Origin of the sequence: Winogradskyella sp. (genome assembly GCF_025210595.1) — a bacterium.
Lineage (GTDB): Bacteria > Bacteroidota > Bacteroidia > Flavobacteriales > Flavobacteriaceae > Winogradskyella.
In genome coordinates, this window is record NZ_JAOARH010000067.1 from 1 (window position 1) to 12028 (window position 12028).

The 12028-nt window shown below is 31.8% G+C and carries 10 protein-coding genes; 7 read left to right on the forward strand and 3 right to left on the reverse strand.

What is annotated here, in order from left to right; translation table 11 throughout:
- Positions 1-71: 71 nt before the first annotated feature.
- A complete protein-coding gene (locus N4A42_RS07145) occupies positions 72-2543 on the reverse strand; it encodes a zinc-dependent metalloprotease (RefSeq protein ID WP_294071940.1) in 2472 nt (823 codons plus the stop codon).
- 134 nt (positions 2544-2677) lie between these two features.
- Here N4A42_RS07145 and N4A42_RS07150 point away from each other — a divergent pair, with 134 nt between their 5' ends.
- Both N4A42_RS07150 and N4A42_RS07155 read left to right on the forward strand, forming a co-directional pair.
- Complete coding sequence (locus tag N4A42_RS07150) at positions 2678-2971, forward strand: DUF3817 domain-containing protein (RefSeq protein ID WP_294071943.1); 294 nt, start codon at positions 2678-2680, stop codon at positions 2969-2971.
- On the forward strand, positions 2964-4205 hold the full coding sequence (locus tag N4A42_RS07155) for a mechanosensitive ion channel domain-containing protein (RefSeq protein WP_294071946.1): 1242 nt from the start codon (positions 2964-2966) through the stop codon (positions 4203-4205). Before N4A42_RS07150 ends, N4A42_RS07155 begins: the two co-directional genes overlap by 8 nt.
- Positions 4206-4608: 403 nt before the next feature.
- Here N4A42_RS07155 and N4A42_RS07160 read toward each other — a convergent pair whose 3' ends face one another.
- The gene (locus tag N4A42_RS07160) at positions 4609-6609 is read right to left on the reverse strand and encodes a dehydrogenase E1 component subunit alpha/beta (RefSeq protein WP_294071949.1); all 2001 of its coding nucleotides are present in this window, start codon (positions 6607-6609) and stop codon (positions 4609-4611) included.
- 184 nt (positions 6610-6793) lie between these two features.
- Here N4A42_RS07160 and N4A42_RS07165 point away from each other — a divergent pair, with 184 nt between their 5' ends.
- From N4A42_RS07165 to N4A42_RS07185, 5 genes are all read left to right on the forward strand, one after another.
- Complete coding sequence (locus N4A42_RS07165) at positions 6794-7744, forward strand: 2-oxoglutarate and iron-dependent oxygenase domain-containing protein (RefSeq protein WP_294071952.1); 951 nt, start codon at positions 6794-6796, stop codon at positions 7742-7744.
- Positions 7745-7820: 76 nt separating this feature from the next.
- On the forward strand, positions 7821-8150 hold the full coding sequence (locus N4A42_RS07170; RefSeq protein ID WP_294071955.1) for a translation initiation factor: 330 nt from the start codon (positions 7821-7823) through the stop codon (positions 8148-8150).
- 3 nt (positions 8151-8153) lie between these two features.
- Positions 8154-9095 carry a DUF1835 domain-containing protein gene (locus N4A42_RS07175; protein WP_294071958.1) on the forward strand — a complete coding sequence of 314 codons (942 nt, stop codon included), beginning with the start codon at positions 8154-8156 and terminating at the stop codon, positions 9093-9095.
- Complete coding sequence (locus N4A42_RS07180) at positions 9085-9957, forward strand: nucleoside phosphorylase (RefSeq protein WP_294071961.1); 873 nt, start codon at positions 9085-9087, stop codon at positions 9955-9957. The genes N4A42_RS07175 and N4A42_RS07180 overlap by 11 nt, the downstream gene beginning before the upstream one ends.
- Before the next feature lie 90 nt (positions 9958-10047).
- Positions 10048-10902, forward strand: coding sequence for a substrate-binding domain-containing protein (locus tag N4A42_RS07185; RefSeq protein ID WP_294072137.1), 855 nt, complete (start codon positions 10048-10050; stop codon positions 10900-10902).
- Between the two features lie 357 nt (positions 10903-11259).
- Here the strand turns inward: N4A42_RS07185 and N4A42_RS07190 are convergent, their stop codons facing one another.
- Entirely contained in the window at positions 11260-11934 is a 675-nt protein-coding gene (locus tag N4A42_RS07190; RefSeq protein WP_294072138.1) for a uracil-DNA glycosylase, read from the reverse strand.
- Positions 11935-12028: the final 94 nt, after the last annotated feature.

Below are 12028 nucleotides of genomic sequence, written 5' to 3' on the forward strand. Positions count from 1 at the left end.
GAAAAACTAAGTGTTGGTAATGCTAAACAAAAAAATACGGTTAGTGAGAGTAGTTTTTTCATGAGTAAAATTTATTTTGGGTCTAAGATAGTGTTAATTCTTTCAATACAATCGTTGTAGTGATATTTTGTATCTGTGTTTATACTTGCTCTTTTTGCAGTATTTAAAACACGTTTTAGTTGATTTAATTCACCTCTAACAATGGCTCTAACATCAGATTGATTAACATTAAAGTATTGTCTTGAGCGTCTTGGATCTAATTCTTCGGTCATAAGATATGCCATTCTATCTAAATATACACGTTGCAAATTACGTCTAAAAACAGACACATTAGATAAGTTTTTAGCTTCTGACCACAACCCTAAACGAATATCATTCAACATATCTAAAGCTGAATAGTTTTTTGCATCTATCATTTTATGATCAATAAGTCTTCCTATGCGTTCAAAGTTCAATAGGTTATTTAAATGGCGGCTTTGTAACCTTCTAATTCTATCTGTATAACCTGCATGATTTATATTTTTTAGAATATCTTTATCTACTAACCAAGTTGGAGTTGCAAAAGCATTTTTATGCAACCATTGCATAGCAGATTTCTGATAAGCTTTATCTACAGGATTGTAAACAACACCATCTTGCGATGGATTTTTTGTACCTTCTACTACTCCACCAACATGTGTTACTACATGACCAACATAACGACTCCATACACCTAACATTTCACCATATAACTCAGCTAAATCATCATAGTTATTGGTTTCATCACTTGTCCAGCTCGGTAAATTTTTAGCAACAATTTTTAAGTTTTTGAGTCCATAAGTACTTGCCAATATGCTATTGTTACCAATATCTTCGGTTTGTGCAGTTGGATCGAATCGGCTACTTTGCTTACCAAATTTATACATTGGATTTCCAGCTTTAGCCATAATCCAATTATTTAGCGTTTCTTTTTCATCATCAGCTGAGTTGGCTTCAGGTATAAAACGGTAACCATAGTTAATAGCATAATCGTCATAAGGTCCTAACTGTCTTACAAAACGAATATTGGTATCACCAGGCTGAGCTATATAATTATAACGTGCATAATCCATTATGGTTGTAGCAATACCATTCTTTTGAGTAAATGCTCCATCTCTATAACTTTCTACATCATAAGCATAGCTAGCACTCATATTGTGTGGTAAGCCTAAGGTGTGGCCTACCTCGTGTGCTATTACCATTTTCATCATTTCGCCAATCTCTTCATCTGGTGTATTTAAAGTTCTCGCAGAAGGGTTTGCTGCACCAGTTTCTAATAAATAACGATTTCTGTAAGAGCGTAGATGATTATGGTACCAAATTATATCACTCTCTATAATTTCTCCACTTCTAGGGTCAGACACACTTGGTCCCATAGCATTACGCGTGGTACTTGCCACATAACGCACTACAGAATATCTAATATCTTCTGGGCTAAATTCTGGATCTTCTTCTTTGGTTGGAGGATTTTTAGCGATAATAGCATTTTTAAATCCTGCAGCTTCAAAAGCCTTTTGCCAAAGCTCAATACCTTCCTTCATATAGGATCTAAATTTCATTGGAGTTGCAGGATCTAAGTAATAAACTATTGGTTTAATAGGTTCAACTAATTCACCACGTTTATAAGCTTCTATGTCTTTTGGAATTAACTTCCATCGCCTAATATAGGTTTTTTCATCTGCTTTAAGTTTATCACTTCCATAGTCATATTGACTTAAAGTAAACCAACCCACTCTTTCATCAAAATAACGTGGTTGCATAGGTTCTTCAGGCAATAAAATCATAGACTGATTTATTTGGACACTAATAGTTTGTGCACTGTAATTACTTGGCGGTTCAGCAGCATTATAAGTAAAGTCCTGAACTACTTCTATATTCTTCGGGTAACTCTTTACAGAATTAATAAAACTTCTAGATTTATCAAGACTTCTTACTTTGTATTGCTTTCTAAAATAAGATGGTAAACCACTTATAGACTTTACGTCAGAATTATAAAACTTAGTAACATCAACCACTATTGCAGAAGAATCTTTTGAGAATGCTACTATATCAAAAGCGTATAATGTTGGTTCGTAATTATTAGCTCTAACTGATACATGAATTGGCAAACTATCTGCAGCAATAGCACTTGAAGACTTTTCTTTGATTAAAATCTTATTTTTAAAACGCTCCCAATTAATCATCCTGGTATTAATTTTTGAGCCAGCATTAACATAACCACCACCTAAATTGGCAGGTAATTTAGACAGTCTACTTACCAAAAGCATATCTGTATTAAGATAAGATTTAGGAATTTCAAAATAATACTTATCACCTACAACGTGTACATCAAACAAACCTTTATCTGTTTTGGCATCTTTAGTGATTACCTTATCGTAGGGTTTTATCTTTCCTTTCTTCTTTTTTGGTGTTTGTGGCTTGGGTGCTTGTGTTGTTTGAGGACTTTTTGATTTTGAAATTTTATTAGCAGTAGCACAAGACCACACTAAACTTGCGCAAAGTGAAAGTAAAAGAATTTTTTTCATAAAGAAATTTATGTTTTTGATTGAAAGCCTAAAGATAACTAATAGAAATTTAGTGTGTAATTATTTCTTAAAAGCTGTTAAAAAACTATGGTTTTTCTTCATTTCTAGGTTATTTTTGCGAAAAGATATTTTGTATGTCAAAATTATTACCAACATTTAGAATTGTAGCATTATTAGAAGGTGTTTCATATATTTTGTTACTATTTATTGCTACACCTATTAAATATATTGCCGACGACCCTCAGTATGTAAGATGGCTCGGTATGCCTCATGGTCTTTTATTTATAGCCTATGTGATAATGGCTATTTTAATTAGTAGTGATATGAAATGGTCTAACAAAACACTATGGATTGTTCTTATAGCATCTATACTTCCTTTTGGAACTTTTTATATCGATAAAAAATACTTAAAAGTAGCAAATGCTTAGTATTAGGCACTATATATACGATTTACTTCTTGAGCAAGGGATTTCAGCAAATACAGCAAAATACCTTAACATGCTCATTCTTTTATTTGGACTTCTATTAATTGCATTTTTAGTTGATTTTATCACCAAACGTTTGCTCAGAAAGGTTTCAGCAAGTATTGCTAAACGCACCAAAACTAACTTTGATGACATATTAATTACTAATAAATTACCAAGAAACATTGCTCATATTATTCCGCTTATAATTCTAATAGAATTTGTGCCAGATGTTTTTTCAGACTTCACTTATATTGAAGATATAATAGAAAAAACACTAAAAATTATTGCCATAATTCTAACGCTTAGAATTATAAAAAGTTTTTTAGATGCTATTAAAGATTATTTAAAAACATTGGCTCGCTATAAGGACAAACCTATTGATAGTTATATCCAAGTCTTTATGATTTTTGCGTGGCTACTTGGTATCTTTTCAATTTTTGCGATTATCACAGGTATTTCCTTTTTAAAGTTTATGACAACACTTGGCGCTGCCTCTGCTGTTATCCTTTTAATCTTTAAAGATACTATTTTAGGTTTTGTCGCCAGTATTCAAGTCTCTATAAACGATATGGTGAGAATTGGAGATTGGATTACTTTTGAAAAATATGGTGCTGATGGTGATGTTACGGAAATTAATTTAGCAACTGTGAAAGTTCAGAATTGGGATAAAACCATAACAACCATACCAACTTATGCGCTTATATCTGATTCGTTTAAAAACTGGAGAGGTATGATTAATTCTGGCGGAAGACGTATAAAGCGATCTGTAATAATTAAAACCTCCACTATTAAGTTTTTGACTAATGACGATATAGAGCGTTTTAAAAAGATTCAATTAGTATATGATTATATTACCACAAGTTCAGAACTAATTAAAAGCTATAATTCAGAGCATGGCGCAGATAAATCTGTTTTAATAAATGGTCGTAATCTAACTAACTTTGGTGTTTTCAGAAAGTATCTTCAAACATATATGGATAATCATTCTGCCATAAATAAAGATATGACATTAATGGTTAGGCAATTAGAGCCTACTCCACAAGGTATTCCTATGGAGATATATGCTTTTAGTAGCGATATACGTTGGCAAAACTACGAATACATAATAGGTGACATCTTTGACCACGTTTTAGCTTCTGTAAAATATTTTGATTTGGAAATTTATGAGCTAGCTGTAGCTTCTTCTAATTCGTAATTTCTCTATTCTATACTTGTTTTTGCTTTTTACTTGAAATAGTTAAAAACTGTTAAACTGTAACACTTTAAAAACTAAGTGTGTAACATTTTGTTTTTATGATCGTCTATTTAGTGTAATCAATTAAAAAACAAATATCATGAGAACTTTAAACAGCAATCAATTAACAAGTACAACGACAGAAACAAGAAGTTACACTTGGAACAGCAAAAGACGTTATAGATAATAGCGTATCATTCATCAATCATTAAATCTTATCAATTATGAAAGTCTTATCAAAAATCGTCAATACATCTCACAGTTTAGATGATGACTTAGAAAACATTAAATTATGAATTGGAATAATCACCCAATAGCGTTAAAATAAAAAACCAACACTATAAAGTGTTGGTTTTTTTATTTGTTAATAATTTATCAGAGCTTTAAGAGCTTCTTCAAACTTACCTTTTGCTAGATATTGGGTTTCTAATTGAGGTGCAAAAGGTATTGGCGTTTGCATACTTGCCACACGCTTAACAGGTGCGTCTAAATACTCAAAGCATTCTTCCATAAGAATAGCAGAAATATCACTAGCTACACCTCCAAATATTGAATCTTCTTGAAGTATAATAGCTTTACCTGTCTTTTTTACAGAGTTTATAATGCTTTCTTTATCTAAAGGTTGTAGTGTTCTTAAATCAATTAAATCTGCAGATATATCAGAATTATATTCAAGCGTATCTAAAGCCCAATGTACACCAGCACCATAAGTAATTATGGTAACTTCCTCACCTTCTTTTATAAGAGACGCTTTACCAAATGGCAAAGTGTAATAATCTGAAGGTACTTCTTGACGAATACTTCTATATAAAGCTTTATGCTCAAAGAATAATACAGGGTTTGGATCGTTAACAGCAGTTGCTAACAAGCCTTTTGCGTCTGAAGGAAAAGCTGGGTAAACTACTTTTAAGCCTGGCGTTTTTGTAAACCATGCTTCATTAGTCTGTGAGTGAAAAGGACCAGCCGCTACACCTGCACCACATGGCATTCTTACAACAACATCTGCATGTTGTGACCAACGATAATGTGATTTTGCTAAATAATTTACCACAGGATTAAAACCAGAAGTTACAAAATCTGAAAACTGCATCTCTACAACTGCTTTCATACCTGCTATAGACAGTCCCATACCAGCTTCAACAATAGCAGACTCACAAATAGGTGTGTTTCTTATCCTCTCTTTACCAAATTGATCTAAAAAGCCTTCAGTAATTTTAAAAACACCACCATATTCAGCAATGTCTTGTCCCATTATTACTAAATCTTTATGCCTTTCCATAGATTGTTTTAAACCTTCAGAAATAGCATCTACCAATCTTAATTCTTTTGAATTCTTGCTTGGCGTAACTTCTTTATATTCAAAATGTTTATAAACATCATTTAACTCATTAGTTTCATTTGGAATAATATCCTCTTCTGCATAAGCAGATTTTAACGAAGCATCAATTTCTGCTTTAATTTCAGTAACATATTTTTCATCAATTTCTGCAGATAAGATTTGTTTACTAAATAAATAACTTCTAAAGTTATCTATAGGATCTTTAGTTTTCCACGCCTCCATTAAATTTTTAGGGACATACTTAGTACCACTAGCTTCTTCGTGTCCACGACGTCTAAATGTTTTAAACTCAATTAAAATTGGTCTTGGTCGTTTTCTTATGCTTTCTGCTAGTTTTTTTACTTTAGAATAGGTTTCTATAATATTGTTTCCATCTAAAATAAAAGACTCTATGCCATAACCTTTGCCTCTATCGGCAAGATGCTTACAACGATACTGCTCGCTTGTTGGTGTAGAAAGACCATAACCATTATTTTCTATACAGAAAATTACAGGTAATTGCCAAACAGAAGCCACATTTAAAGCTTCGTGAAAATCCCCTTCACTTGTACCACCTTCGCCTGTAAAAACAGCAGTAACCTGTCCATTATTTTTTAAAAGATTTGCTAAAGCAATACCATCTGCAACACCAAGTTGTGGTCCTAAATGCGAAATCATTCCTACAATATTATATTCTTGTGTTCCGAAGTGAAACGAACGATCTCTACCTTTTGTAAATCCACTTGCTTTTCCTTGCCATTGGCAGAATAAACGGTGCAATGGAATTTCTCGGGTTGTAAACACACCTAAATTTCTGTGCATTGGTAAAATGTACTCGTTAGGTTTTAATGCCATAGTAACACCAACAGAAATGGCTTCTTGGCCAATACCAGAGAACCATTTTGAGATTTTTCCTTGACGCAATAATATCAGCATTTTTTCCTCAATTAATCGAGGGCGTAACATGTTATAGTAAAGTTTAAGTAATATTTTATCGCTTAAATTGCGCTTATCGTAGCTTATATTGCTCTTAGTTATCGTTGGCATATTGTCTTAATATTATAAGGTTCAAAAGTACATGATTTTTTTTATTTGAAAGTTCCCAAAAGCCAAATAAAGTGCAACAATATTGTAAAATTTCTGCTTGTATTATCATAAATAGTTATTCAATAATTTAGCGCTATTTTCGTTACTTTTGTATATTGACTTAAATTTTAAATAAAATTTCAAAATGGATAGAATACCTAGCGTAGATTTAAAGGATTTCCTTTCTGAAGACCCAAATAGAAAACAAAAGTTTATTGATGAAATCGGTAAAGCATATCAAGATATTGGTTTTGTAGCTTTAAAAGGGCATTTTTTAGATGATGAATTAGTAGATAGACTATATGGTGAGGTTAAAAACTTTTTTAATTTACCACTAGATGTAAAAGAAGGTTATGAAATTCCAGGCATTGGAGGGCAACGCGGCTATGTTTCGTTTGGTAAAGAAAGTGCTAAAGGAAAAAAAGAAGGCGATTTAAAAGAATTTTGGCATTTTGGACAGTATGTTGAAGATGACGAAGAACGCAAAAAAGAATATCCTGAAAATGTTGAAGTAAAAGAACTTCCTAATTTTAATAAGGTAGGTAAAGAAACCTATCAAATGTTAGAAAAAACTGCAAAGTATGTTTTACGTGCTTTGGCTTTGCATTTGGGCTTAGAAGAAACATACTTTGATAATTTTATACACAACGGAAATTCTATTTTAAGACCAATACATTACCCACCAATTATTGAAGAACCAAAAGAAGCTGTAAGAGCTGCTGCGCATGGCGATATTAATCTCATTACATTATTAATGGGTGCGCAAGGTAGAGGTTTACAAGTGCAACGTCATGATGGTGAATGGTTAGATGCCATTGCAGAACCAGACGAACTTATGATAAATGTTGGTGATATGCTTTCTAGACATACAAACAACAAGTTGAAGTCTACAATACATCGTGTTGTTAATCCGCCAAGAGAACTTTGGGGAACATCTCGCTATTCTATTCCATTTTTTATGCATCCTATCAGTGAAATGAAATTAGATGTATTAGACAGTTGTGTAGATGCTGACAACCCTAAACAATTTGAAGATATTACAGCTGGTGAGTTTTTAAATGAACGTTTAGTAGAGCTTGGACTTATAAAAAAGTAATTAAGAGCAAAGTATAAAGTTTTTAATTTAGATTCAATACATTGACAGATTACTTTGCATTCATTCTAATAAACACATGGATTTACAAGACCAGTTAAAACATTTATTTCCAGATCATGTTTCTCAACCTTCAGAAGATGAAAACGTTGAAAAAAGCAGCATTTGGCTTCAAGATGATCCTATTATTTGTAAATACGAAAAACGAAAAGGTAAACCAATAACCATTTTAGAAGGTTATACAGGTGCAACCGAAGACTTCAAAAAATTAGCCAAAGAATTAAAAACCAAACTTAGTGTTGGTGGCAGTTTTAAAGATGATAAAATTATCATTCAAGGAGATTATCGTAATAAGATCATGGAGATACTAAAAGAAAAAGGCTTCAACGTAAAACGTGTAGGTGGTTAATTTATGGCTAAACAAGTCCTTCATATCACCAATGGTAATGCCCTTACGGAGTATTTAAGAGAATTAGATTTTAAAGACGACATCTTAACATGGCAGGAAATGTTGTGTGAAGGCCCAACGATACCTGCAATAGCTTCCGATAAGTTTTTTGAAATTAGAAGCAATTTCTTAAAAGAGTATTATGATATTGAAGTTGATAATTATGAGCTTCAGAAAGAATTATCTAAGCTAGATAATATTGATAAATATGACGAAATTCACCTTTGGTTTGAATATGACTTATTTTGTCATATTAACTTATTAGGTGTCTTAAACTTATTACATCAAAAAGAAAATAAAAAACCGCTTTATCTTATATGTAGTGGCAGAGTTGAAGGCGAAAAAAACCTTAAAGGCCTTGGTGAATTAACACCAGAACAATTACTAGATCATTATAATAAAAGAATTAGACTTACCAATAAAGATAAGGAATTGTCGATTACTCTATGGAGAACCTATTGTGGTAAAGATCATAATATACTTAAACCCTATATAGTTACAGAATCTAATTTTAAATATATGAGCAATTGTTTAAAAGCTCATCTTAAACGTTTTCCACACCAAAAAAGCGGCCTAAGTGTTTTAGAAGATAATATCCTTAGGATTGTGAGAGATAATGAAATAAAATCTAGGCATCATCTTTTAGGTTATAGCCTTAATTACCAAGGCTATTATGGCTTTGGCGACACCCAACACATAAGATTGATTGAAAAACTAAGCCTATTTTTTAACGAAGACGAAAAAGGCCTTAAACTCAATAGAAAAGGACATGAAGCTCTATTAAGGCAACATAATTTTGCTTCAGAAATAAATAACAACTTAGCCTATGGAGGTGTTGCTCGTTTAGGTTTTCAATTCAGTATAGATAAAAATAAACTTATAAAGACAATATTGCATGTCAATTAAAAATTCAGAATTAATATTAAATCCAGATGGTAGTGTTTATCATTTAAATCTAAAACCAGAGGATATAGCAGATACTATCATCTTTGTTGGTGATCAAGATCGTGTTGAAAAAATAACTAAACACTTTGATAGTATTGAGTTTAGTACTCAAAAACGAGAGTTTAAAACGCAAACAGGTTATTACAAAGACCGAAGAATTACAGTACTTTCTACTGGTATTGGACCAGACAATATAGATATTGTTCTAAATGAGTTAGATGCCTTAGTGAATATAGATTTAAAAACTCGTAAGCCAAAAACAGACCTTACTAGCTTAAATATTATTAGAATTGGCACATCTGGTTCCTTACAAGCAGATATACCTGTAGATGCTTTTGTTATGAGTACTCATGGTCTTGATATTAATGGTATGCTACATTTTTATCAAATAGACGGAATTAGTAATCCAGAAATAGAAGATGCATTTATAGAACACACAAATTGGGATAAAAACAAAGCAAGACCAATAATAATTAATAATAGCAAATACTTAGAAAAGTATTTTGATGGCAGTGAGGTTTTTAAAGGTATGACAGGTACAGCTGGCGGATTTTATGGTCCACAAGGTAGAGTATTGCGTTTGCCATTACATGATGCCAACTTAAATTCTAAATTAGATAATTTTAGCCATAAAGATTTTCGTATTGCAAATTTTGAAATGGAAACTTCTGTTATATATGGTTTATCAAAATTATTAGGTCATGAAGCTTTATCATTAAATGCAATTATAGCCAATAGAGCAACAGGAGATTTCAGTGAAAACCCAAAAAAAACAGTAGAAAAATTAATCATATATGCGTTAGAGCGTATTGTGAATATTTAAATAAAAACATGATAAAGCACTTAATTTAAAAAAAAAGATTAAGTGCTTTATCATATAAAAAATGAGATTGCTGCTTTAGTGGTAAATGTTATGAAAAAAGTAAATATAGGAGGTGTTCCAGAGCATTTTAATTTAGCCTGGTATTTAACCCTAAAAAATGGAGAATACAAAGCTGAAGGTATTAATTTAAGATGGCACGATTATCATGGTGGCACTGGTGCTATGTGCCAAGGTTTGCGCACAGGAGATATTGATATTGCTGTAATACTTACAGAAGGCATTATAAAAGACATTATAGCAGGAAATCCTTCTAGTATTGTGCAAACTTTTGTTGAGACACCTCTAATTTGGGGAATTCATGTTGCTGATAAATCTAGTTTTAAAACGATTGAAGATATAAAAGGGACTAGAGCAGCAATAAGCCGTTACGGTTCTGGTTCGCATTTAATGGCTTATATCAATGCTAAGAATAATGCATGGAATCTAGAGAAAGACTTAAATTTTGAAGTCATTAAAAACCTTAATGGCGCAGTTGAAGGATTAACTTATGGTGCTGCCGATTATTTTTTATGGGAAAAGTTTACCACAAAACCTTTAGTAGATGATGGTGTTTTTAGACGCATAGGAGAATGCCCATCACCTTGGCCGTGTTTTGTAATTGCTGTAAGGAATGAGTTTATAGAAAACAATGAAGAAGATCTTAAAACCATTCTAGAGACTATAAATTTAACCACTTCTGAATTTAAATCTATACCAAGTATTGATAAAACAATCTCTAACCGATACGATCAAGAACTCGAAGATGTACAAGAATGGTTATCACTAACGGAATGGTCTCAAGAACTCATAGATGAAAAAACCGTTACTAACGTACAAGAAGAACTTTTAAAACTTGATATTATACCAAAAAAGGTAGCATACTCAGAGTTAATCTATAAGGTTTAAGCCTAAAATGACGTCCATTATCAACAAAAAAGTAGATGCTTTAAATAATAAACAAACCACCCAAACATCAATAAACATAGACAAAAGGCATTAGGTTCTTTTTTACAGCATAAAAGTTATTCCTACTCTTTCTGTTGATAACTTTCAGTATTTCAAAATTTTAGTTACATTTGTTTTAACCACATCAATGCTATTAACACTAGAAAAAGATTAATATGATTTTAACAATTACTCTGATTCTATCTTTTTTAGTTGCTATTAACTTTTTATTATTAAAATTTAGTTGCAACAAAACTTCTAAAAAAGTTGAACTTGTAGATCAAAAACCACATAGAATACGGGTTAAAAAGCCTACTCCTACTCTAGTTTCCAATCAATTGCCTTCAAGCCCTCTTGCTGCAACTGGCAGTTAGTTGTACTAAAATGCTTATTACCAAACCAATACCCTCTATTGGCACTTAAAGGCGAAGGATGACCTGTTTCTAATACTGTATGCAAATCTGTATTAATGAGTTTCTTTTTCTTTTTAGCAAATCCTCCCCAAAGTAAAAAAACAATATTTTGTTTTTTTTCGCTAATAAGTTGAATCACTACGTTTGTAAACTGCTCCCAACCTTTGTTTTGGTGACTACCAGCTTGATGAGCTCTTACTGTTAATGTAGCATTTAAAAGCAACACTCCTTGATCTGCCCAAGGCATAAGATTACCACTTTTAGGATATGGAATACCTAAATCTTGCTCAATTTCTTTAAAGATGTTAATTAATGAAGGTGGATGAGTAATACCATCATTAACAGAAAAGCATAAACCATTTGCTTGACCAATACCATGATAAGGATCTTGACCAATAATAACCACTTTAATAGCATCAAATGAACAATAATTAAAAGCATTGAAAATCTCAGAACCCATAGGGAAACATTTATGATTTTTATATTCAGACTTTACAAAATCAGTTAAATTTTTAAAATATGGTTTTTCAAATTCTGTTTGTAAATGAGGTTTCCAACTAGGATGAATATTAACATTCATAAGTTCATAATTTTCATCAAAAGTAATAATTAGCATCTTATTTTCATCAATTGATATTAACCTAAATAGTTTCTATTTTCAACAAAATTTCATG